General features: G+C 48.8%; 20 protein-coding genes and 1 tRNA gene. 9 read left to right on the top strand and 12 right to left on the bottom strand.

What is annotated here, in order from left to right:
- Positions 1–3: 3 nt before the first annotated feature.
- Together rnr and secG are read right to left on the bottom strand one after the other, a co-directional pair.
- The gene (rnr, locus tag POF51_RS31540; protein ID WP_271756731.1) at positions 4–2,535 is read right to left on the bottom strand and encodes a ribonuclease R; all 2,532 of its coding nucleotides are present in this window, start codon (positions 2,533–2,535) and stop codon (positions 4–6) included.
- 142 nt (positions 2,536–2,677) lie between these two features.
- Positions 2,678–2,920 carry a preprotein translocase subunit SecG gene (gene secG / locus POF51_RS31535; RefSeq protein ID WP_007728789.1) on the bottom strand — a complete coding sequence of 81 codons (243 nt, stop codon included), beginning with the start codon at positions 2,918–2,920 and terminating at the stop codon, positions 2,678–2,680.
- 272 nt (positions 2,921–3,192) lie between these two features.
- On the opposite strand from secG, the gene POF51_RS31530 reads away from it, so the two are divergent.
- From POF51_RS31530 to POF51_RS31510, 5 genes are all read left to right on the top strand, one after another.
- Complete coding sequence (locus POF51_RS31530) at positions 3,193–3,588, top strand: YqzM family protein (protein ID WP_007728788.1); 396 nt, start codon at positions 3,193–3,195, stop codon at positions 3,586–3,588.
- Between the two features lie 82 nt (positions 3,589–3,670).
- Positions 3,671–4,423 (top strand): ABC transporter ATP-binding protein, encoded by a 753-nt coding sequence (locus tag POF51_RS31525; RefSeq protein ID WP_069851549.1) that lies wholly within the window; start codon positions 3,671–3,673, stop codon positions 4,421–4,423.
- Positions 4,420–5,184 carry an ABC transporter permease gene (locus tag POF51_RS31520; protein ID WP_271756730.1) on the top strand — a complete coding sequence of 255 codons (765 nt, stop codon included), beginning with the start codon at positions 4,420–4,422 and terminating at the stop codon, positions 5,182–5,184. Before POF51_RS31525 ends, POF51_RS31520 begins: the two co-directional genes overlap by 4 nt.
- 107 nt (positions 5,185–5,291) lie before the next feature.
- A complete protein-coding gene (locus tag POF51_RS31515; RefSeq protein ID WP_069851546.1) occupies positions 5,292–5,816 on the top strand; it encodes an RNA polymerase sigma factor in 525 nt (174 codons plus the stop codon).
- Entirely contained in the window at positions 5,806–7,044 is a 1,239-nt protein-coding gene (locus tag POF51_RS31510; protein ID WP_069851543.1) for a YjgB family protein, read from the top strand. The genes POF51_RS31515 and POF51_RS31510 overlap by 11 nt, the downstream gene beginning before the upstream one ends.
- Positions 7,045–7,085: 41 nt before the next feature.
- On the opposite strand, the gene POF51_RS31505 is transcribed toward POF51_RS31510, so the two are convergent.
- Positions 7,086–8,096 (bottom strand): ABC transporter substrate-binding protein, encoded by a 1,011-nt coding sequence (locus POF51_RS31505; protein WP_069851541.1) that lies wholly within the window; start codon positions 8,094–8,096, stop codon positions 7,086–7,088.
- Positions 8,097–8,279: 183 nt separating this feature from the next.
- On the opposite strand from POF51_RS31505, the gene POF51_RS31500 reads away from it, so the two are divergent.
- The 3 genes from POF51_RS31500 (at position 8,280) to POF51_RS31490 (ending at position 11,718) form a co-directional block, all read left to right on the top strand.
- Entirely contained in the window at positions 8,280–9,287 is a 1,008-nt protein-coding gene (locus tag POF51_RS31500; protein ID WP_017251644.1) for a FecCD family ABC transporter permease, read from the top strand.
- Positions 9,287–10,324 carry a FecCD family ABC transporter permease gene (locus tag POF51_RS31495; RefSeq protein WP_017251643.1) on the top strand — a complete coding sequence of 346 codons (1,038 nt, stop codon included), beginning with the start codon at positions 9,287–9,289 and terminating at the stop codon, positions 10,322–10,324. Before POF51_RS31500 ends, POF51_RS31495 begins: the two co-directional genes overlap by 1 nt.
- Before the next feature lie 566 nt (positions 10,325–10,890).
- The gene (locus POF51_RS31490; RefSeq protein ID WP_017251641.1) at positions 10,891–11,718 is read left to right on the top strand and encodes an ABC transporter ATP-binding protein; all 828 of its coding nucleotides are present in this window, start codon (positions 10,891–10,893) and stop codon (positions 11,716–11,718) included.
- A gap of 173 nt (positions 11,719–11,891) precedes the next feature.
- On the opposite strand, the gene eno is transcribed toward POF51_RS31490, so the two are convergent.
- The 9 genes from eno to rpoN form a co-directional block, all read right to left on the bottom strand.
- Positions 11,892–13,178 (bottom strand): phosphopyruvate hydratase, encoded by a 1,287-nt coding sequence (gene eno, locus POF51_RS31485; RefSeq protein WP_069851539.1) that lies wholly within the window; start codon positions 13,176–13,178, stop codon positions 11,892–11,894.
- An 85-nt stretch (positions 13,179–13,263) separates the two neighbouring features.
- Positions 13,264–14,805, bottom strand: coding sequence for a 2,3-bisphosphoglycerate-independent phosphoglycerate mutase (gene gpmI / locus POF51_RS31480; RefSeq protein WP_069851537.1), 1,542 nt, complete (start codon positions 14,803–14,805; stop codon positions 13,264–13,266).
- A gap of 12 nt (positions 14,806–14,817) precedes the next feature.
- Positions 14,818–15,576 carry a triose-phosphate isomerase gene (gene tpiA, locus POF51_RS31475; RefSeq protein WP_069851535.1) on the bottom strand — a complete coding sequence of 253 codons (759 nt, stop codon included), beginning with the start codon at positions 15,574–15,576 and terminating at the stop codon, positions 14,818–14,820.
- Positions 15,577–15,597: 21 nt separating this feature from the next.
- Complete coding sequence (locus POF51_RS31470; protein WP_069851533.1) at positions 15,598–16,782, bottom strand: phosphoglycerate kinase; 1,185 nt, start codon at positions 16,780–16,782, stop codon at positions 15,598–15,600.
- Positions 16,783–16,880: 98 nt separating this feature from the next.
- Positions 16,881–17,885 (bottom strand): type I glyceraldehyde-3-phosphate dehydrogenase, encoded by a 1,005-nt coding sequence (gene gap / locus POF51_RS31465; protein ID WP_048034950.1) that lies wholly within the window; start codon positions 17,883–17,885, stop codon positions 16,881–16,883.
- Positions 17,886–17,904: 19 nt separating this feature from the next.
- Entirely contained in the window at positions 17,905–19,269 is a 1,365-nt protein-coding gene (locus POF51_RS31460) for a Na+/H+ antiporter NhaC family protein (RefSeq protein WP_069851531.1), read from the bottom strand.
- Between the two features lie 18 nt (positions 19,270–19,287).
- Complete coding sequence (locus POF51_RS31455) at positions 19,288–20,313, bottom strand: sugar-binding transcriptional regulator (RefSeq protein WP_069851529.1); 1,026 nt, start codon at positions 20,311–20,313, stop codon at positions 19,288–19,290.
- Between the two features lie 167 nt (positions 20,314–20,480).
- Positions 20,481–20,753: a glutaredoxin family protein gene (locus POF51_RS31450; protein WP_069851527.1), complete on the bottom strand. Its 273-nt coding sequence runs from the start codon at positions 20,751–20,753 to the stop codon at positions 20,481–20,483.
- 5 nt (positions 20,754–20,758) lie between these two features.
- A complete protein-coding gene (rpoN, locus tag POF51_RS31445; RefSeq protein ID WP_069851525.1) occupies positions 20,759–22,132 on the bottom strand; it encodes an RNA polymerase factor sigma-54 in 1,374 nt (457 codons plus the stop codon).
- Between the two features lie 242 nt (positions 22,133–22,374).
- Here rpoN and POF51_RS31440 point away from each other — a divergent pair.
- Positions 22,375–22,449 (top strand) — tRNA-Arg (locus POF51_RS31440).
- Positions 22,450–22,538: the final 89 nt, after the last annotated feature.

Raw genomic sequence — 22,538 nt, 5'->3', positions numbered from 1 at the left:
TGTTTAACGGCGTTTCCGTTTCACCTGACTGGCTACATTTTTGCGATTCTTTTTCTTGGACTTGACGAGATCTTCCCAGAATCCCTTCTGGCGTTTCGCTGGGGTATCTCCTTCTCCTGTACCGATTGGCAGCACTTCTTCACCGTTCGATGCTTTGCCCGATCCAGTACGACGAGGAGGTTTGTTCCCTTCCGTTTTGCGGCGATCCTTGTATTTCTGACGGATTTCCGCCGGATGCTTTTTATCCTTTTGTCGATCTGGTCGATCTGGTCGATCTGGTCTGCCAGGACGATCTGGACGGCCTGTACGTGAACGTTCTTGTTGCTTTCCACGTGTCGGCTTACGATCCCCACCGCGACCATCTATGACGCGAGGCGTACGCTCACGGCTACCACGGAAGCCAGCCTTCGGCATCCCGACGATTTCGAAGTCGATGGTGCGTTCATCCACGTTGACATTCGCTACACGTACCTCGACTACATCCCCGATCCGGTACTGCTTTCCAGTACGCTCACCGACCAGCGCAAACATTTTCTCATGGTAATGATAGTAGTCGTCGGTCAAAAAGCTGACGTGCACCAAGCCTTCAATGGTATTAGGCAGCTCGACAAAAATCCCAAACGAAGTGACGCTGGAGATGACACCTTCGAATTCTTCTCCCACTCGCTCAAGCATGAACTCCGCTTTTTTCAGATCGTCTGTTTCACGCTCGGCATCGACAGCCAACCGTTCACGCTGTGACGCATGCTCTGCGATTACTGGCATTTGCTCTGCCCAGTACCCCAGACGTTTTTCTGATATTTGATTCCCCAACTCGATCCATTCGCGAATACGGCGGTGGACGATCAGGTCGGGATAACGGCGAATCGGCGAAGTGAAATGGGTATAAAACTCCGTAGACAAGCCGTAATGCCCCAAGCTTTCCGCGTCGTAACGCGCTTGCTTCATCGAACGCAGCATGACGGTGCTGATAATAATTTCTTCTGGCGTTCCTTTTACCTCTTCCAGGAGCTGCTGCAACGCACGTGGATGAACAGAATTGCCCTTCCCGCGGATCGAGTAGCCAAAATTCGTGATGAACTCCATGAAGGCCATGAGCTTTTCAGCGTTCGGGTCTTCGTGAATCCGGTACATGAACGGCTGCTTCATCCAGTGGAAGTGCTCCGCCACTGTTTCGTTGGCAGCCAGCATGAACTCCTCGATGATCTGCTCCGCAATCGATCTCGTACGGAAGCCGATTTCTGTAGGTGTCCCCTCATCATCGACATAAATTTTCGCTTCACGGAAGTCAAAGTCAATGGCACCACGCTGCATACGTTTTCCACGCAACTTCAATGCCAAATTCTTCATTTCCTCGAACATCGGGACGAGCTGGCTGTACTTCTCGATCAGCGCTTCGTCCTTGTCATCCAAAATACTTCGTACATCCGCATATGTCATTCGCTCATCTGTACGAATCACGCTCAAAAATATATCGTACTTAACGGTGTTCCCGCCTGCATCCATCTCCATATCACAAGAAATCGTCAAGCGATCCACCTGCGGATTGAGACTGCATATTCCGTTGGACAAGCGATGTGGCAGCATCGGAATGACGCGGTCAACCAAGTAGACACTGGTACCGCGACGATACGCCTCATTATCCAGCTGGGACTTATCGCGAACGTAATAGCTCACGTCAGCGATATGCACACCGAGTCTTACGTTTCCATTTGGCAGCTTCTCAAGAGACACCGCATCATCCAAGTCTTTGGCATCTGCTCCATCAATGGTGACCATCATGCGATCACGTAAGTCACGACGACCCTTGATCTCTTCCTCGGATATCTCATCTGGTGCCGCCTCAGCCTCAGCTAATACGTCCTCAGGAAAAGCCTCAGGCAAGTTAAACTTGCGGATGATCGACAGAATATCGACGCCCGGATCGTTCTTATGTCCGAGAATCTCAACGACTTCACCCTCTGGATTCACACGCCCCTCTGGGTAGCGAACGATGTTCACGACTACCTTGTGACCATCTACTGCTCCGTTAAAGGAGTCTTTCGGGATGAAAATATCTTTGCCGATTCGCTTTTCGTCGGGGATGACAAACGCGTAATGCCTCTCATCCTTGAATGTCCCTACGACCTGCTTGATTCCGCGCTCGACAATGCGGATGATCTGCCCTTCCAGGCGATTGCCGCCTGCTTCTTTTTCCACGCGGACAAAAACCGTATCGCCATGGAGTGCACCATTCATATCATTCGCATGTACATATACATCATCCGAGTCAGGTGTCTCCGGGATCACAAATCCAAAGCCCTTTGGATGACTTTGCAGACGTCCGCGTACCAGATTCATTTTTTCAGGCACGCCATACCGATTCGCTCTGGTGCGGATCACCTCTCCGCTCGCTTCCAGTGCATTCAGCGTTTTCACAAGCTCCTTGAACGTGGCAGAATCCTTGATTCCAAATGCTTCTTCCAGTTCCCTCACCGTCATCGGGTGGTATGCTTGCTCTCGCATAAACGCGAGTATTTTTTCTTGGTCTTCCATTCACAAACCTCCTTTTTCGCGTGGCATTCCCGCGTTTCTCCATGACCATCCTATTATGTAGTATTCACCGTTCCCGCATATCGCAATCGGAATAGAGAAAAAGACAGCAAGTTGCACTCGCTGTCTTTCGGCCGTTCGTCTATTACGCTCCTGATTTCAAGAAATACCCGAGCAAAATCGCAAAAATCATGAAGCCAACCGCAAATACAACGGTCAGTTTCCCTAAAAGTGCGTCAATCCCGCGGGCTTTTTGTTTGCCCATCAGTTGCTCTGCGCCGCCACCAATCGCTCCGGAAAGGCCGGCACTTTTTCCCGATTGCAGCAACACGACGATAATTAAGCCAATACTTGCGATCACAAGTAAAATTTTCGCAGCCAATGCCATTTTCATTCACCTCAAAACGTATTTCCAAGGCGGAAAAAACCAATACAACAACTTTATCACACTTGTCTGGTAACAGCAACCCGCTATCCCTTCCATTTATAAGAGAAATTCTTTCAAATAATATTGACCGTTATAAGGTAGAATAAGAGCAACGAAATAATGGCAAATTGTGTACTTTCTTTGTCTTGTTTGGTAGTCTCCTTGATATTGTCAAACTTTTGCCGTAAAATTACCATGAAACTTTATAATTTGCTTTGGGAGGTCTTTGTCAGATGGCTGGGTCCAACAAAAAAGACATGAATCAAAACGATGTAATTGATTCCGCGAAGGCCTTTTTCACTTCGTTTGGTATCTTGTTTCTAGTTTTTCTCATTGCACTTGTAGGATCAATCATTTTCCCACCAAAACATGGCGAAGAAGCCAATGGTGGCGGCGCACCAACTGCACAAATTGACGCTGCTGCTGTATTTAAACAAAATTGCGCTTCCTGTCACGGTCAAAATCTCGAAGGCATTGCAGGTCCAAACCTGACGAAAATTGGAGCGACGCTCAGCGCTGACGACATTGCTAAAATCATCAAAGATGGTAAGGGCGGCATGCCTCCTGGAATGCTGAAGAAACAACCAGAAATTCAAGCGGTTTCACAGTGGCTGTCGGAGAAAAAATAAGTACATAGATAGCCAGTAGGAAAGAAACACCGAAGACTCGTCCTCTTCGGTGTTTTCCGCGTTAATGGGGAGGCTTTTACATATGACCATCAAGATCGAAGCTTTGGGGAAACACATCCACTCTCCCACGAGTACATGGTTGTTTCGTGACGTAAACGCTAGTATTAAAGAACCTACGATTATTGGAATTCTGGGAAGGTCAGGCCAAGGAAAAAGCACCTTGCTGCGTATTTTGGGTCGTCTTCTGCACCCTGATGCGGGTAAGGTTTTTTTAGAGAATAAAGAAATGGCATTGTGGGACGCGAAAGCTTGGCGAATGAAAATCAGTTATGTGGCACAGCAGGCTGTTATGCTGCCAGGCAGTGTGGAAGACAACCTGCGGACAGTAAGTACCTTGCATCAACGTCCTTTTGATAAGAAGCTCGCCTCTGACTTGATGGAGCAGTTATATATGGAAGAAATCGATTGGTCAAAACCAGCCGCTCAACTGTCCGGTGGTGAAAAACAACGGCTCGCTCTCGTTCGCAGCTTGTTGCTTCAGCCACCTGTCCTGCTGCTGGATGAGGTCACCGCTTCACTCGATATGAAAAGTAAGCAGGCTGCTGAGCGTCTCCTCGTCAATTTGCACCGGCAAACAGGCACGACCTTAATTTGGGTCACGCATGATTTAGAAGAAGCGCGAGTGGCTTGCAAGCGCATTTGGTTTATGGCCAACCACCAGCTCGCAGAAGACGCTGAATGTGAAGCGTTTTTCCACTCGCCCCAATCCGTTGAAGCTCGTGAATTTTTGCAAGATGGAAATTTCCATGCTGCTCTAAGCGAGGTGCAGCGATGACGCATACTTTTACGTTTTCATACATGTGGCTACTCTTTGCCTATGCCTTTGTTTTCATTGCCCTTCTGCTCTCTGTTTGGCAGAAGCTCGGTTTGGAAAAAGACATTTTGATTGGCACCATCCGTTCGACCGTTCAGTTGCTCGCGATCGGCTATGTCCTACATTTTGTCTTTGCTGCCGATAGTGTCTGGTTTATTTTCGTGATCATTCTCATGATGATCTTGGTCGCTTCGTGGAACGCTACCAGCAGAGCGAAGCATTTATCGGGGATCTTTTGGCGGATCTCCCTTTCACTTGCGATAACAGAGATCATCACCATGGGACTGTTGGTTGTACTCGGGCTTGTCTCTCCTACGCCGCAGTACCTCATCCCGATGAGCGGCATGATTATCGGCAGCTCTATGATCGTCACGAGCCTTTTTCTCACGCATATGAACAGAGAAGTAGAAGCCTCTCGTGGGGAAATCGAGACACTGCTTTGTCTGGGAGCCACTACACGCCAAGCCGTACATGTGGTGTTGAAGCGCGCTGTCAAAGCGAGCATGATTCCTACCTTTGACACGATGAAAACAATCGGACTCGTCCAATTGCCAGGGATGATGACCGGAATGATCGTTGCGGGTGCCAGTCCTATCGAGGCCGTGCGCTATCAAATCCTCATTATGCTCAGCTTTAGCTCCTCTGCGGCTATTTCGGCGGTTCTGATCAGCATGCTCAGTTATCAGCTCTGGTTTACTCGGGATTCCATGCTCCACTCTTAAATGCACACACTGCCGGACCTTTGCTTCCGGCAGTTTTTTTGTTTTTGTAATGAAATGCACCCTGAGTCGTCAAATTACTAGTAGAACGTACAAAAGGTGGTTCAGCTATGGACAAAAACGGTTTAATGGAGCAATGGTTCCTACGCTATGGCGATGATATTTACAAATTTCTTATTTACTACACAGGAACCCGCGATGTAGAAGACCTCGTCCAGGATGTCTTTTTAAAAGCGCTTCGGTCTCTGGATGCATTCGAAGGCAGATCGCAACCGAAAACATGGCTATTGACGATCGCGAGGAATACCGCCATCGATCATAAACGAAAGCAACGTCTTCGTAATTGGCTGCCAGATAAATGGCTGGCGAATGTAGAGACGGAAGAAAAAACACCGGAAGAAATTCTGCACGTACATGAGGAGCAGCAAGCACTTTATCATGCAATCCGTGCAGTAAAGCCCGCTTTTCGCGAGGTGCTCATTTTGCGTGGAGTCAAAGGACTGTCCTCCAAGGAGACGGCTGAAATACTTGGGTGGTCCGAAAACAAAGTAAACGTGACACTGCACCGTGCCATGAAGGCTGTCAGGGAAATACTTGAGCGTGAGAAAAAGGAGATGATTGGCGATGCGATCTAATTCAGACCATGACTTACTAGGGAAATTACAAGGAATGCCTGATATGAAAATGAGCGGAGAAAAAAAGCAAGAGATCGTATCTGCTATTCGCCAAACAAATGGAAGCAAATCTGGAAGGACTGCTTCTTATCGTGGTTTCTCTGCGCTTGGCAAGGGATTGGCCCTCTGCTCCGTACTCGCTGCGACCGTCTGGCTGGGAGCCTCTCTCCTTACGAACCAACACCAGAGCACTTTACCAGACACCGTTGCACCTGTTGCTCCTGGCTCTCCTACCGCTTCTCCGGGACCGGGTCCAAACAACAGCGTAACGACACCGCCATCTCCGCAGTCAGAGGAGCTCTTGTCACAAATTCGCTCAAATGCGAAAGAAGGCAGAGTCATCTCCCTTCCTTTCGTTCTGGAAAAAACGGTAGACGAAGTTGAACAGGGCTGGGGAAAACCTGAGAAAACCTACATAGCAAATGGACTGACCTACTCCGCCTACCCGAAAAAAGAAGTCGTGTTTGGCTACAACAAAGGTATGCAGATTGTAGACATCCACAGGACAGATTCACGTTTGCAGCAAATCAGCCTGTCTGCCGTCGAAAAGAGCTGGGGAAAGCCGGGGCGTATCAGTGAGTTTGGCAATCAAACGATTTACACTTACGATGTCACAAACAACTATCAAGTGAAATTCCACTTCCAAGGAACAAAAAGCACGAACAAGGAAGACCTGATTCTTGTTGAATACCATCTGTATTATCCGCAAGGAAACAAAAATCTCATGCTGTATGCGGACAATGCCGAGATGTTGCAAAGCGTGCGTGATCTCGCTCAGAAAGGCCAAATCTTTGGCAGTCAGTATCGTGTAGAAAACGATATGTTCGATGACGCAGAAAAACAGCTGGGCAAACCGGATGTCGTCTCCTTCAACAATGGCATCACGTACAATACGTACCGGGATCTCAATCTAGTCTTCGCCTTTAACAAAGGAATGCAGATCGTTGATATTCGCTCCTACGACCCACGCCTGCAAGCAATCACACTTGCCGAGGTGCGTGAAACACTTGGGGAGCCAGCTAGCAAAACCACAACGGGCGGCCAAACCATCTACACCTACAAGGTAACTCCTGATTATGAATTGAAATTCATTTTCTCAGGCATCATGACGGATGATTCAAACACCCTCTACATCGATCACGTAAACATTTACTACCCACGAGGAACATTCAACAACATGGCTGGATAACAACACAAAAAAGACGGGAGCATCAGTCCCGTCTTTTTTCATTATTTACCGATGATGTAGCCTTCCAGCTCATCCAGTACTTTATTGGCTGCGATTACGCCACCGGAAGTATTCCAGATGGTGTCATCCACTTTGAATGCTTTATTGTTTTTCACGACGTTCAGGTTTTTCCAGAGAGGATCGTTCGTCCACTCTTGCTCCAGCTTGGAAGCTTCGCCTTTGCCTGTTTCGTACGTGAAGTAGAACATGATGTCGCCGTCCATTTCTGGAATGCGCTCTTTGGTTACTTCTGCTGCGAAATCGTCTTTGTCTTGGGAAGCTGGACGTGCCAGGCCAAGGTCTTTGAAGATCGCGCCTGTGAAGGTTTTTGTGTAGTAGATGCGAACTTTACCAGGCATGAAGCGTACAACGGATACTTTTGTGTTCAGCTTGTCGCCAGCTTTTGCTTTAAATTCTTCTACGCGCTTGTTCCAATCAGCGAGGACTTTTTCTCCCTCAGCCTTTTTGTTTACCGCTTCTGCGAACAAGGAGAAGTTTTCTTTCCAATCGCCGCGTGGCTCTTCAACGAATACGGTTGGAGCGATTGCAGTCAATTGTTGATAAATTTTTTCGTGACGGAATTTCATACCCAGAATCAGGTCAGGTTTCAGTGCCGCGATTGCTTCCAGGTTAGGTTGACCTTCTGTACCTACGGATTTTGTCCCCTCAAGGAAAGACTTGGTGAAATCGTAGAATTGTGTTGGATCATGAGCAGCACCCACAGCCCCTACTGGCTTCACACCGAGAGCCATCAAGGTTTCTGTACCTTGGTTGGTCAACATGACGATGCGTTCTGGTGTACCTTTAATGGTTGTTTCGCCCATCGCGTGTTTCACTGTGTAGCTTTGGCCGGAACCCTCCGAATTGCCTGTTGCTTGATCAGCAGGCTTTTGTTCTGCCGGCTTTTGTTCACTTGCTTGCGGAGTACCACAACCTGTAACAACCAGCAAGAGCGCCATTAAGACAGCAAAGAAAGCTTTACCGCTTGCGGTCCGATATGTACGAGAAAACATGATGAAAGGACCCCTTTCCCTTTTCTATAATGAGAATTCATATCAATGACAGAGTCTATCCTACTCCCCTGCTTGTCAAAAGTCAATCACAAAATGATAATGACTATCAACGTCATTGACACTTCCTTTATGTAGCTCTACACTTAACTATGAAACCATCTAAGAAATAAGGATGTAGCCATCATGAATTCTTTTTTAGCTAGCAACTTTCGTAAAATTCTGGGAGTGATATTCGCCCTTCTTCTCCTGACTTACCTCAGTTATGCCAGCCTCATCTTTGGCGTCATTGACACGAGTTGGCAAACTGCGATTGATGCTTACACGAATTTCAACGGCTCCAATGAGCACATTGTCATTAAAGAAGTGCGAGTACCCCGTGTGCTCAATGCACTTACGGTCGGTTTTTGCCTCGGCTTGGCCGGAACTCTGCTCCAATCCTTGACGAGAAACCCTGTTGCAGACGTTGAACTGTTTGGTCTTAATGCAGGTGCTTCTCTTTTTGTTGTGTTCGCCGTTACTTTTGTCGGAATCAGCTCCTTGACTCAGTTTACGTGGATTTCCTTTTTAGGAGCCGCTGTAGCAGGTTTGATCGTTTACTTGCTCGGTTCATTCGGCAGAGATGGGCTTTCACCTGTGAAGCTGGTTCTAGCGGGTGCAGCTATCACCGCTTTGGCTTCCTCAATCCGACACGGCATGATGGTCCTTAATGAAAAGGCTACTGACGAGGTGCTGTTCTGGCTAGCAGGGTCAGTCGGAGGCAGAAAGCTGGAGTATTTAGCCACTGTCTTTCCTTATATGATCATCGCCTGGATCGCTGCTTTTGTCCTCGCACGTCCGATTCAAACCTTATTGATGGGTGATGACGTAGCAAAAGGTCTCGGACAACGCACATTATTGGTCAAATTCAGTGTTGGAATCGTCATTGTTCTCTTATCCGGTTGCGCGGTTGCTGTTGCTGGACCCATTGGTTTTGTCGGATTGGTTACTCCGCATCTGGCCCGCTATCTCGTTGGAATCGACACTCGCTGGGTGCTTTTGTACAGCGGTCTGCTTGGTTCCATCCTACTGCTGTTAGCAGACATCGGCGCTCGGTATATCGCAATGCCTTCAGAAGTTCCTATTGGAGTAATGACAGCCCTGATCGGGATTCCTTTCTTCATCTATGTCGCACGCAAGGGGCTGGATAAATAATGAAACACTACCTGTCTCTTCGCATCGGCAAGCGCTTTTCATCGTTTCAGCTACATAAAAAGACGATCTGGTTTTCGCTACTCGCCTTGCTGATCGTCATCGCAGTGGCGGTTGTCAGTCTCGGAATGGGTGAAATGAAAATCGCCCCGCTCGATGTGGTCAAAGTTTTGTTGGGAATCGGTTCAGAAGAGAATGCTTTGATTGTGGAGCAATTTCGCCTGCCGCGCATCGTCATCGCTATTCTGGTAGGTGCCGCACTTGCCGTTGCTGGTGCCATCATGCAGGGCCTCGTCCGCAATCCGTTGGCTTCCCCAGATATTCTTGGAGTATCCGGTGGAGCATCTGTTTTTGCAGTCGGCTTTTTGATCCTATTTGAAACAGCGAGCATCAAATGGCTTCCTCCCATCGCTTTTTTGGGAGCGACATTGACAACATTCCTGCTGTACGCCCTCTCTTGGAAAAAAGGAGTTACGCCGCTTCGTCTCGTCATGATCGGTGTTGGAATCAAAATCGCAGCGGGTGCCATTGTCACCATGCTGATCATGTTCAGTCCGTTCTTGCTGCAAAATAAGGCATTGCTCTGGCTGACAGGAAGCATCTACGGCGTTGCCTGGAACGACGTATTCATGATTTTGCCGTGGGTCGTCGGACTGATTCTCGTAGCCGCCTTACTTGCTAGACGCGTGAACATTCAACAGCTCGGCGATGATCTGGCGACGAGTCTCGGCAGTTCCTTGCAATTGGATCGCTTCCTCCTGCTCATGATTTGCGCGGCTTTGACGGGAACAGCCGTCTCTGTTGGAGGAGACATCAGCTTTGTGGCTTTGCTGGCGCCACACATTGCCAAACAACTGATTGGTCCGTCCTTTGGCGGTGCCATGACACTCTCGGCTTTCTTGGGTGCCATTATCGTATTGCTTGCGGATTTGATTGCACGCATGGCTTTTTCACCAATCGAAGTGCCTGTAGGGGTATTCACCTCTGCCATCGGCGCTCCGTTTTTCATCTACTTGCTGTACAAAAACCGAAATCGCTAGTAAAGAACTTTGTCCCGCTGTGGTGGTGGGAGGAAACAGGAGAAAACGCTCAGCTTCTTGTCCCACCCACTGAGGGATTCACTGCCCGACTCCATGCAAAAAGCGAAACCGCGTCCAAAGTGGTTCTTTCAGGAAGTTTTTCAGAGGTGTACGCTTAAGAACGTGTTTCGCTTTTTGCATTCCGTCTCGGTCGGCGTGCCAAAGATCTTCGCTTATTTCTCCTGTTTCCTCTACGAGCTGTCGTGCTATACGGATTTTAAAAAGCCTTTAAAAGATTGATGAATGTGATCAGTAACGCCAGAGAAGAATATTTCCAGACGTAGCGACTTGTGGAGTCCTACCGAGCGGAGAAGGGATTCGCGGGCAAAAGAAAGGCAACATGCTCGCGTTACGAAGCGGCTACCACTTTTGCGTTTCCCCGCGAATCCCTTCGGAGCGGACAGTGCACGCTTCCAGTGGGACGTAGCCTGGAGCCTAGACTGGAAATATTCTTCTCCCACCATAGCCACATGCGGCCCTGAATATATTTTTTAACTTCCTATGCGTTTGAAAGGAGTCCAACCCATATGCAAGCTTTGGAAACCCAACGGCTTACGTTATCGTACGGAGAACGCAACATCATTGAAGCATTAGATTTAAACATCCCGCGTGGAAAAATAACTGTTTTCATTGGTAGTAATGGCAGTGGCAAATCGACATTGCTGCGCTCTCTGGCACGTTTACTCAAACCAAAGGAAGGTGCCATCCTGCTTGAAGGAGAATCAATCGCAAAGCGCTCTACCAAAGAGGTAGCCAAACGTCTTGCCATCCTTCCTCAAGGCCCATCTGCACCAGAAGGATTGACGATTCTGCAATTGGTCAAACAAGGACGCTATCCTTATCAAAACTGGCTACAGCAATGGTCAGAAGAAGACGAGCAGATGGTCAACAAAGCATTGGCAGCTACTCAACTCACGGATATGGCTAACCGTGCCGTCGACAGTCTCTCTGGCGGACAACGTCAACGCGCCTGGATCGCGATGACGCTCGCCCAAGGTACCGAAACGATTTTGCTGGATGAGCCTACGACTTATTTGGATATGTCGCATCAGATTGAGATTTTGGACCTGTTGTTTGAACTGAATCAAACAGAACAGCGTACCATCGTCATGGTTCTCCACGATCTGAATCTCGCTTGCCGCTATGCCCATCATATCGTTGCCGTTCACAATCAGACCGTAGTGGCAGAAGGGGCTCCAAACGAAGTACTGACGACCGACCTTGTCCGTACGGTTTTCGATATGGATTGTCAAATTACGCAAGACCCGCTGTACGGAACTCCTATGTGCATCCCGTACAGTAAAAGCCGCCTAGGCTTTGTGCAGGCCGAACCAAAAGCATTCGCCATGTCATAAGCGCCAAACAACAAAAAGACTGTCCATCGAGTAGTATGGGCAGTCTTTTTTCGTATGCAAAAACTTGAGTGCGGTGGCATGTTTCTTTCATCCTACAAAAAGAACAGCGGCAGTCCCGGACTTTCTTGCATCCTGGACTGCCACTGTTCTTTTTATCTATCAATCATGTAAGCTTACTTCTTCAGGTTGTAGAATGCAGAACGACCGCCAAAACGAGCTGTATCAGCGAGTTCGTCTTCAATACGCAGCAATTGGTTGTACTTCGCTACGCGGTCAGTGCGGGAAGGTGCACCAGTCTTGATTTGACCTGCATTTGTAGCCACTGCGATATCCGAAATCGTAGAGTCTTCGGTTTCACCGGAACGGTGGGAGATCACCGCAGTATAGCCAGCCAGCTTCGCCATTTCGATTGCTTCAAAGGTTTCTGTCAGCGTACCGATTTGGTTTACTTTTACCAGAATGGAGTTACCTGTAGAGGTCTCGATTCCGCGAGCCAGACGCTCCGTGTTCGTTACGAACAAGTCGTCACCCACCAGCTGAACTTTGCTACCCAGCTTGTCAGTCAGTGCTTTCCAGCCATCCCAGTCGTCTTCAGACAGACCGTCTTCGATAGAGATGATTGGGTATTTGCTTACCAGATCTTCGTAGAACGCGATCATTTCTTCTGTTGTTTTCACAACGCCTTCGCCTTCGAAGTGGTATTTGCCATCTTTGAACATTTCTGTAGCTGCAACGTCCAGCGCGAGGAACACGTCTTTGCCTGGCTCATAGCCTGCTGCCTTGATCGCATCCAAAATGGTTGTGATCGCTTCTTCGTTGGATTTCAGGTTTGGAGCGAAGCCACCCTCATCCCCTACTGCTGTGCTCAGACCTTTTTCACCCAATACTTTTTTCAGGGAGTGGAAAATTTCCGCACCTGTGCGCAGCGCTTCCTTGAAGGAAGTAGCACCTACTGGCATGACCATGAATTCCTGAATGTCTACAGTGTTGTCTGCGTGCTTACCACCGTTCAGGATGTTCATCATAGGAACTGGCAACATTCTCGCGTTGAAGCCACCGAGGTAGTTGTAGAGAGGAACGCCGAGAGAGTCTGCAGCTGCACGTGCTACTGCCATGGACACGCCGAGAATCGCGTTTGCGCCCAGCTTGGCTTTGTTTGGTGTACCGTCGAGCTGAATCATCGCCATATCGATGCCAACTTGATCGAGAGCGTCCATGCCGATCAGTTCAGGAGCAATGATTTCATTCACGTTCTCTACGGCTTTCAGAACGCCTTTACCCAAGTAGCGGGATTTGTCACCGTCGCGAAGCTCAACTGCTTCATACGCACCTGTAGACGCTCCAGATGGAACATCTGCGCGACCCATCGAGCCATCTTCGAGATACACTTCTACTTCCACAGTTGGATTACCGCGGGAGTCCATAATTTCGCGTGCATAAATGTCAGTAATCATTGCCATTTCTCGTCCATCTCCTTTTTTCATGTGCACTTACAATCTATTTCGATAAACGCCAAGCTACCCTTACAGTGTGTCCCAGTAAAGCCTATTTTGCAAGTAACGATTTGCCTGTCATTTCAACCGGTTGCGCTACCCCCAAAAGCTCCAAAAGCGTTGGCGACAAGTCGGCCAAAATACCGTCTTCGCGCAGAGCAGCCCCGTCTTTAGTCACGATTACAGGCACCGGATACGTACTGTGTGAAGTAATCGGACGTCCCGCTTCATCCAGCATCAGATCCGCGTTGCCGTGGTCAGCTGTGATGACGGCTACGCCGCCTTTTGCTACGATGGCATCGACCACTCGGCCCAAGCATGCATCGACCGTCTCGACTGCTTTGATCGTTGGCTCCATCATACCGGAATGACCAACCATGTCGCAGTTGGCAAAGTTCAGGATGATCGCATCAAAATTTTCCGCCTCGATCTCAGCGACAACCGCGTCTGTCAGCTCTGGAGCACTCATCTCCGGCTGCAGATCGTACGTCGCCACTTTTGGCGAAGGAATCAAGATACGCGTCTCACCTGGAAACTCCTTTTCACGCCCGCCACTAAAGAAGAACGTCACATGCGGATATTTCTCCGTCTCGGCAATGCGCAACTGCTTCAAGCCTTGCTGGGAAAGCACCTCTCCCAACGTGTTATCCAGATTGGAAGGCTTGTAAGCGACATACCCGTCAACTGTCTCGGAAAAATGCGTCAGGCACACAAAATGCAGATCGCGTGGACGCTCATCTCCGCGGTCAAAGCCACGGAAATCTTCATTCGTAAAGGCTTGCGACATTTGAATCGCACGATCCGGGCGGAAATTATAAAAAATAACCGAATCGCGGCTTTGAACGGTCGTCACTGGTTTTCCTGCCTCATCGAGAATCACGGTTGGCATGACAAACTCATCCATAATGGACTTTTCGTAGGATTCTTTCACTGCTTGAACCGGATCACGATAAGCCGGAGCATCTGCGTACACCATGGCACGATACGCCTTCTCTACGCGCTCCCAGCGTTTGTCCCGATCCATCGCGTAGTAGCGACCTTGTACGGTAGCAATGCGACCAACGCCGATCTCTGCGATTTTGGCTTGCAGCTGTTCGATATATCCCACTGCACTGTCAGGCGATACATCGCGACCATCGAGGAAACCGTGGATGAACACATCCGCAAAGTCCTGCTTTTTCGCCAACTCGAGCATTGCAAACAGGTGGTTAATGTGACTGTGTACACCACCATCGGACAAAAGCCCGAACAGATGAAGCTGCTTGCCGTTTTGCTTCGCGTGCTGGAAAGCAGCCATCAGTGTTTCGTTTTCAAAAAAAGCGCCTTCTTGAATCGACTTGGTAATGCGCGTCAAATCCTGATAAACAACACGCCCTGCGCCGATATTGAGATGGCCTACTTCGGAGTTCCCCATCTGTCCTTCTGGAAGCCCAACAGCCAGCCCGCTTGCCTCCAGTGTCGCGTGAGGGTATTGGTTCCAGTAACGGTCGAAATTCGGCTTGTTGGCTTGTGCTACTGCGTTTCCATGCGTCTCGTTACGCAGAGCAAAACCATCTACAATCAAAAGGGCAACCGGTTTTGGTCTTTGTGCCATTGCTTTCTCCTCCTATCGCGACGTAGCTCCTGCCACAAGCTGCAAGTAACTGTCCGCTACAAGACTCGCTCCACCGACCAATGCTCCGTCGATATCCGGCTGTGACATGTAGCTTGCGATGTTTTCCGGCTTTACGCTTCCGCCGTATTGAATGCGCACTTTTTCAGCTGTCGCTTGTCCGAAGCGTTCACCGATTACGCTACGAATAATGGCAATCGTTTCATTGGCATCCTCTGCCGTGGAAGACTTGCCTGTGCCAATCGCCCAAATCGGCTCGTATGCAATAACGGTATCTGCCACTTGTGCAGCGTCCACTCCAGCAAAGGCACCTTCTGTCTGCGTACGAACGACGTCAGCTGTCTCGCCCGCTTCCCGCTGCTCCAGACTCTCTCCTACGCACACAATCGGTACGAGACCTGCTGCTAATGCGGCTACAACCTTTTTGTTCACGGTCTCATCTGTTTCATTGAAATATTGACGGCGCTCGGAGTGACCAAGGATCACGTACTCCACACCGATTTCTTTCAGCATAGACGCGCTGATTTCACCTGTATAAGCACCTTGCTCTTCAAAATGCATGTTTTGCGCGCCGATGGCAATATCCGTGCCCGCCAGTTCTTCCTTAAGTGAAGCCAACGCTGTAAATGGTGCGCAAATGACTTTTTGTACCCCGGAAGTATTGTTGCCTGCCTTGGCGTCCTGCGCAAATGCTCTTGCCTCGGCCATCGTCTTGAACATCTTCCAGTTCCCCGCGATAATTGGTGTTCGCATGCAAACTCCCCCTCTTCGCTCTTATTGATTATCTGCCAACACAGCTACGCCTGGCAGTTCCTTGCCTTCCATGAATTCCAGAGACGCTCCGCCACCTGTAGAAATGTGTGTCATCTGCTCGGCAACGCCTGCTTTCTCCACAGCTGCTACGGAATCCCCGCCACCGATGATGGTCGTACCGCTGCATGCTGCCATGGCCTTGGCTACACCAATCGTGCCGCCTGCAAAAGCATCCATTTCAAATACGCCCATCGGACCGTTCCACACCACTGTTTTGGATTCTACAATGACGCTGTGGTACTGCTCTACTGTTTTTGGCCCGATATCGAGTGCCATCCAGCCCTCTGGAATCGCATCAATTGCTACGACCTTCTTCTCGGCATCTGCCGCAAAACGATCAGCTACCACAACATCAACTGGCATCAGCAATTGAACGCCGCGCTCTTTCGCCTGATCCATCAACGTACGTGCGAGATCGAGCTTGTCGTCTTCACACAGAGAAGCACCAATACCGTAACCCTGTGCTTTGAGGAATGTATTCGCCATACCGCCGCCGATAATCAGGTGATCGACTTTGGTCAACAAATTTTCAATGACAGCAATCTTATCTTTTACTTTTGCACCGCCGACAATCGCTGTAAACGGACGCTCCGGATTGGACAAGGCTCCGCCCATGAAGCGAATCTCCTTTTCCATCAACAAGCCCGCAACTGCTGGTATGTACTCAGCGATTCCCGCTGTAGAAGCATGTGCCCGGTGAGCTGTCCCGAAAGCATCATTGACAAACAGATCAGCCAAGGCCGCAAAGCTTTTTGCCAGTTCTGGATCGTTCTTTTCTTCTCCCGCATGGAAGCGCACGTTTTCCAACAGGATGACGTCGCCAGACTCCATCCGTTCTACTGCCGCTTCTACGTCAGCACCATGGCAATCCTCCAGCTTACGCACGTCCTTGCCCAAGAGCGAGGATAGATGTGCTGCGACAGGAGTAAGACGCATCTCTTCCACTACTTGGCCTTTAGGTCGCCCAAAATGGCTCGCCAGGATTACTTTGGCTCCTGCCTCCATCATGAAACGGATGGTTGGTACAGCAGCACGAATGCGTGTATCGTCGGTGATTACCCCGTCCTGCATCGGCACGTTAAAGTCGACGCGGCAGAATACGCGCTTGCCTGCCAGCTCAACATCGCGGATAGATTTCTTGTTCATGAACGATCCTCCCAAATCATTGGCTTTTTATTCGGAAAAAAGATATGGGAAAAGGGAGATTGCTCTCCCTTTTTTCCACAACAGTTCTATTTTACGTGTTAGAAGCCGCGCTGTGCAACATAATGACACAAGTCTACGACACGATTGGAGTAACCCCACTCGTTATCGTACCAGGAAACGACTTTCACCATGTTTCCTTCCAGTACCATTGTAGACAAAGCATCAATTGTGGAGGATGCAGGGTTTCCATTGTAATCAGACGATACGAGTGGCTCTTCGGAGTAGCCGAGAATGCCTTTGAGTGGGCCTTCTGCCGCTTCTTTCAGAGCGTTGTTGATTTCTTCAACAGTTGCATCAGTCTTCAACTCAACTACCAAGTCTACTACAGATACGTTTGGAGTTGGTACGCGCATTGCGAAACCATTCAGCTTGCCTTTCAGCTCAGGCAGTACGAGTGCTACCGCTTTTGCCGCTCCTGTAGAGGTTGGAATGATGTTCTCCGCAGCTGCACGGGCACGGCGCAAATCTTTGTGCGGCAGGTCGAGAATTTGTTGGTCATTGGTGTAAGAGTGAACGGTTGTCATCAATCCGCGTACGATACCGAATTTTTCATTGAGAACCTTCGCATAAGGCGCCAAGCAGTTCGTTGTGCAGGATGCGTTGGAGATCACAGTGTGTTGAGCTGGATCGTACTTGTCTTCGTTTACACCGATTACGACTGTAATGTCTTCGTTTGTTGCTGGAGCGGAGATGATGACTTTTTTCGCGCCACCTTCCAGGTGCTTCGCTGCATCTTCGCGCTTCGTGAAGCGTCCAGTCGATTCCACTACAATTTCAACACCGTAATCTGCCCATTTGAGTTGAGCTGGGTCGCGCTCTGCCAACACCTTGATTTCTTTGCCGTCAACGATGAGCGTGTTTTCGGAAGCTTCAACGCTCACGTTCAGAACACCATGAACAGAGTCATATTTCAAAAGGTGAGCCAGTGTGTGTGCATCTGTCAGGTCATTGACCGCCACGATTTCTACATTCGGATTGTTCAGTGCTGCACGAAATACGTTACGACCGATACGACCAAATCCGTTAATACCTACTTTTACCATAATGTATACCTCCTGCTCATTAGCTAGCTTTATTCTTCATCGCGAGAAACCTGCCCTCTGGCGAAAACCAGCGGGTCGATAATATCGTCACAATCGGTAATAAGATTGGAAAAAACACAAAGGGCAATGTCTGGATCGTCGAAACACCTAACGTGAGTGCCATCATCATCGATAGACCGTTCCACGGGATCAGTACAGGCATGACAACTGTGGAGTCCAACATCGTCTTGCCCAACAGCTCGCGCCCTCCCTCCCATTGGGAGAACCGTCCGAGAAGAGTAGAGCCGAGAACCAATATTGGAATGGTTTGATTACAGCTGATGATGACCACTAACAGCGATAATGCCGCTGCCTTCGCTACCAATACCGTCTTATTTTTTGTATGGCCCATCATTTTGTCTACGATGGGGGTTAATAAATTGGCTCTGTTCAAAATGCCGTTTAAAAAGCCTGCGAGAATGATTAACGCCAGAACACTGAATATGGCGAACATCCCGCCCCCATGGACCAGTTGATCCAGCGGCGTTCCTGAATGAAGCTCAAATCCAACTAACATCGATGTAAAAAACGTCTTCACATCCAAATTCCCATTGATCCCGACTAGAATCGCACTGGCTCCGATACCGTAAAACAATGCCTTCACCGCTTTTACTCTCAGTGCGAAAGATGCAATTAACACGACGAGAGGCAGCATGAGTAGCCAATGTACAGAAAAATGACTGACTAACAGCTCTTGGTACATTTGAATGGTATCCGTCGAGCTCGCCTGAGGTCGAAACAGATCAAGAATCAGGAAAAGTAACGCGCAAATCGCTACCGTAAGCAAAGCAGGACGCCGTATTCTTCTTTCCTGCTCTTCTGTCATACCGACATTGGAAAGCACCAGTAAACGACTGCTGGATATCGGTGAGAAACGTTCCCCCACCATCGCTCCAGAGATGAGCGCACCTCCTACGATCGCAGGTGATATCCCTGCTGCGTGTGCGATGCCCATCAGAGACAGCCCAATCGTACTCAGCGTACCGATTGATGTACCCAATAAATAACTGACGCCTGCGGTCAACAGAAAAGAGAGAACGAACAAATACTCGACATTCACAATCGACAATCCGTAGTAAATGATGGCGGGTATAGTTCCTCCCATCATTAAAAGCGGAATCAAGAGTCCTACTAAAAACAGAATCGTAAGGACGGGCTTTGCCTTTTGGACACCTTCCCAGCCAAACACGAACTGCTGCTTCCACGGATAACCCAATCTTTTTACACTAACCAGTGTGACCAAGATCGCAAAAACAATCCCCCATGCGATCGGAAAACCGAGCGATAGGCTCAAAATGATGCCAGCGATCATTGCCAAGATGGGTGTTACCGATGTGATAGACATGCGACCGACTTCCTTCCGTTACAATCGTGCGGACAACAGCGTGTAAGCTGCCCCTTCGTCCGTAATGAGTACATTCTGACACGATTGCTTAGCAAAGGAAAGAATCGCTTTTGCCTTGCTTTCGCCCCCCGCAATGGAGAGCACGGTTTCTGCCTTGTGCACTTCCTCTAGCTGTAAACCAATTGTCGGCATTCTGTGGACCGTTTCTCCCGCTTCATTAAAGTAGTAGCCGAATGCTTCTGATACAGCACCCGTCTCCACTAATTCTGCGAGCTCTTCCTCTGAATAATTCCGCCTTCTCGCCATCGTGACGGCATCCCCGATTCCATGCAAAACGATTCGAGTCTCGCCCAAGAGCGACAGCACATCTTGCACTTGCGGCTCTTTGACCAATGTCTGCAAGGCTTCTGGATGAAGGCGATCCGGTACGTGAAGAAGCCGATAAGAAGCACCTGTTTTCGCTGCCATGGCGGAAGCGAGCGTATTCGCTTGTAGCTCTACGCGTTCTCCCAGTCCACCGCGAGCAGGGACAAACTGAACGTTTTTGAACGAAGCAGAAGGCGTCAGATGACTTGCTACGCTGGCGATGGATGAACCACCTGTTACCGCTACAATGTCTCCTTCTTGCACGACCTGTTTGAGTACCCTTGCCCCTACCCGTCCCAGCTCTTCCTTTACCCAAGGCGATTGGTCTGCATTGCCCTGCACCACAATGACTTCTGATATGCCCAGCTTTTTTTGCAGGCGCTCCGCCAAGTCTGTAAGGCCGAATAGGTCTCCGACGAGAGGCTCCATGTCGTCCAAGACTTGTTGCCCTTCTTCACTCAGGCTCATTCCCGCAGCCGTTACATGAAGGAGCCCCGTCTCTTTTAGCAGTTCCACTTCTGCCCGCAAAATACGCTCAGTAGTATCCATGGCTTGAGCTAGACCTCTTCTGCCAATCGGCTGCAAATGATAGATGGATCGGAGCAACATGTACCGCTGACGCAAAACCTGAATCAAGTCAGGCAACAATTTTTGTTGCAGTTCCAGTAAACGTCGCATTTTGCCTTCTTCCTTGGTTACAAATTGTTGATAGGGACGTTTTATGTCCCTGTATATACATTTTTTGTCCCACTTGGTGCAAAAAAAAGATCACTTGCTACAACTTGAATGTATCATATTTAACAATATCTTGCAAGTTCCCCCGAGCCCCTATAAAAAAGTGCCACTCATGACCGAGCGGCACGTCTATGTAATTCGTCTCGCAGCTCCTCTAGCGTCACCACATGTGTAATGGAACGAAACACGATTTCTCCATCAATCTCGACTACTGGAATGACAAACATCATTTCTTCATGCAAGACCGGATCACTTTCAATATCAACCATGCGCATACGAAGGGGGAACTCCTCCGCCAAACTGCGGATGTAGAGCTCCACCTCGTCGCACAAATGACATTTTTTTCTCCCGTACAAGACAATTTCAAACGTTTTTTCATTCATGCCCGTTAAAACCTCTTTCGTTTAGCCGACGATGGGATCAGCATTTCTTCCCGGTACTTGGCAACCGTACGGCGGGAGATTTCAATCCCCTCTGTAAGCAGCATCTCACCCAGCTTTTGATCAGATAACGGAGACTTCCGATCTTCTTGTTCGATCAGTGTTTTGATTCTTCGCTTAACACTCTCAGAAGAAGTCACTTCCCCGCTGGATGTAGAGAGTGCTGACGTAAAGAAATACTTCAGTTCAAAGATTCCACGCGGTGTCTGGACGTATTTGTTGCTGGTTGCCCGGCTGATCGTCGATTCATGCAGGCCGACCCGCTCTGCTATTTCTTTTTGTGTCATGGGCTTTAAGTAATGAATCCCCCGATCAAAAAACTCCCGTTGCATATCGAGGATGGCCTGAGTTACACGCATGAGCGTCAGGCGGCGCTGCTCCAGACTTTTTGCCAGCCACATGGCAGCATTCAGCTTATCGTGAATGAACTGCTTGGCTTCATCCTGACTTTTTTGCTGGCTCAGCATCTTTTCATAGAAGCTGTTGATTTTCAGCCGCGGTGCAGCAACATCATTGACCAATACTACATAATCATTCCCGACCTTCTCTACCGTCACATCTGGAATGACATATCTTGTGTCTACTGCGGAAAAGGCCGCACCTGGACGCGGATTCAGCGTACGGATCAAGTCTGCCATCGCCTGTACCTCTTGCGGTGTACACCCGATTTTGTCTGCAATCCGCTGATAACGATTGTCCGCCAAATCTTGCAGGTGGTTGCGAACGACCTGAACGATCTTTTCATCATCGAGTGCCAAATGCCCGAGCTGCAGCAAAAGACATTCTTCTAGGCTGCGTGAAGCTACGCCTACTGGATCAAAATGCTGCAAGACGGACAACACGTCCTCAATCTCCAGCATTTCAGCACCTAGGCGCGTACTCGCTTCCTCCAGTGAAATTTCCAAATACCCCTTCTCATCCAGATTCCCGATCAAAAAGAGAGCGATCTGTTTTTGCAGCGACGAGAATCCTTTTACATAGCCGAGTTGACGCTCCAGATGTTCGTACAGCGTCTCCGCACCTTGCTGGACGTAATCCAACGGATTGTAAGTGCTTTCATTTTTCAACGAACCGTACTCACCTGTCGCGCGATTGCCCACAATTTCTTTCCAGTCAATCTCAGGAGCTGGTTTCTCTGCTTTTGCAGAAGCGACTTCTCCAGCAACTTCAAGGTCAAAAACAGGATTTTCATTGGCCTGATCCTGCAAATAGGAGATGAGATCAATGGCTGAATACTGCAATATGGTAATCGCTTGGCGTAATTCCGGCGTCATCACTAATTTCAGTGTTTGTTCTTGAAATAACCCCAATCCCATGTTCATGAAGCCCGCCTCCTTCGCACTTGCTCATGCTGCTCGATGACTCTTTATTTTCATTATATTCGTTCTCTCATGCAATTTTCCTGCCAAATTGATGAAGCAGAACACAAAAAACGTCGAAAGATCTTCACTATTGGACTTTTTCACTCTCGCTTACCTTATCACTAGTTTTTTCTGCTGAACTACTTTTTTTCGTTTGCATTGAGATTCTCGATGTTTTATAATGAAAATTGTCGTCACAATATACGCCTGTAGCTCAGTGGATAGAGCAATGGTCTCCGGAACCATGTGCGGGGGTTCGATTCCCTTCAGGCGTACCATACTTATATATACAAAGCGATCTCTTGGACTTCCAGAGGTCGCTTTTTTATGTTGAATCCCCATGGGAACAAAAAAAACAGCCCGATTA

This window comes from Brevibacillus sp. AG, assembly GCF_028369215.1.
Taxonomy (GTDB): Bacteria; Bacillota; Bacilli; order Brevibacillales; family Brevibacillaceae; genus Brevibacillus; species Brevibacillus porteri.
This window is presented reverse-complemented; position numbering and strand designations above follow the sequence as displayed.

Coding starts and splice junctions, on each gene's coding strand:
- rnr (WP_271756731.1), bottom strand. CDS start 2,535: ATGGAAGACCAAGAAAAAATACTCGCGTTTATGCGAGAGCAAGCATAC.
- secG (WP_007728789.1), bottom strand. CDS start 2,920: ATGGCATTGGCTGCGAAAATTTTACTTGTGATCGCAAGTATTGGCTTA.
- POF51_RS31530 (WP_007728788.1), top strand. CDS start 3,193: ATGGCTGGGTCCAACAAAAAAGACATGAATCAAAACGATGTAATTGAT.
- POF51_RS31525 (WP_069851549.1), top strand. CDS start 3,671: ATGACCATCAAGATCGAAGCTTTGGGGAAACACATCCACTCTCCCACG.
- POF51_RS31520 (WP_271756730.1), top strand. CDS start 4,420: ATGACGCATACTTTTACGTTTTCATACATGTGGCTACTCTTTGCCTAT.
- POF51_RS31515 (WP_069851546.1), top strand. CDS start 5,292: ATGGACAAAAACGGTTTAATGGAGCAATGGTTCCTACGCTATGGCGAT.
- POF51_RS31510 (WP_069851543.1), top strand. CDS start 5,806: ATGCGATCTAATTCAGACCATGACTTACTAGGGAAATTACAAGGAATG.
- POF51_RS31505 (WP_069851541.1), bottom strand. CDS start 8,096: ATGTTTTCTCGTACATATCGGACCGCAAGCGGTAAAGCTTTCTTTGCT.
- POF51_RS31500 (WP_017251644.1), top strand. CDS start 8,280: ATGAATTCTTTTTTAGCTAGCAACTTTCGTAAAATTCTGGGAGTGATA.
- POF51_RS31495 (WP_017251643.1), top strand. CDS start 9,287: ATGAAACACTACCTGTCTCTTCGCATCGGCAAGCGCTTTTCATCGTTT.
- POF51_RS31490 (WP_017251641.1), top strand. CDS start 10,891: ATGCAAGCTTTGGAAACCCAACGGCTTACGTTATCGTACGGAGAACGC.
- eno (WP_069851539.1), bottom strand. CDS start 13,178: ATGGCAATGATTACTGACATTTATGCACGCGAAATTATGGACTCCCGC.
- gpmI (WP_069851537.1), bottom strand. CDS start 14,805: ATGGCACAAAGACCAAAACCGGTTGCCCTTTTGATTGTAGATGGTTTT.
- tpiA (WP_069851535.1), bottom strand. CDS start 15,576: ATGCGAACACCAATTATCGCGGGGAACTGGAAGATGTTCAAGACGATG.
- POF51_RS31470 (WP_069851533.1), bottom strand. CDS start 16,782: ATGAACAAGAAATCTATCCGCGATGTTGAGCTGGCAGGCAAGCGCGTA.
- gap (WP_048034950.1), bottom strand. CDS start 17,885: ATGGTAAAAGTAGGTATTAACGGATTTGGTCGTATCGGTCGTAACGTA.
- POF51_RS31460 (WP_069851531.1), bottom strand. CDS start 19,269: ATGTCTATCACATCGGTAACACCCATCTTGGCAATGATCGCTGGCATC.
- POF51_RS31455 (WP_069851529.1), bottom strand. CDS start 20,313: ATGCGACGTTTACTGGAACTGCAACAAAAATTGTTGCCTGACTTGATT.
- POF51_RS31450 (WP_069851527.1), bottom strand. CDS start 20,753: ATGAATGAAAAAACGTTTGAAATTGTCTTGTACGGGAGAAAAAAATGT.
- rpoN (WP_069851525.1), bottom strand. CDS start 22,132: ATGAACATGGGATTGGGGTTATTTCAAGAACAAACACTGAAATTAGTG.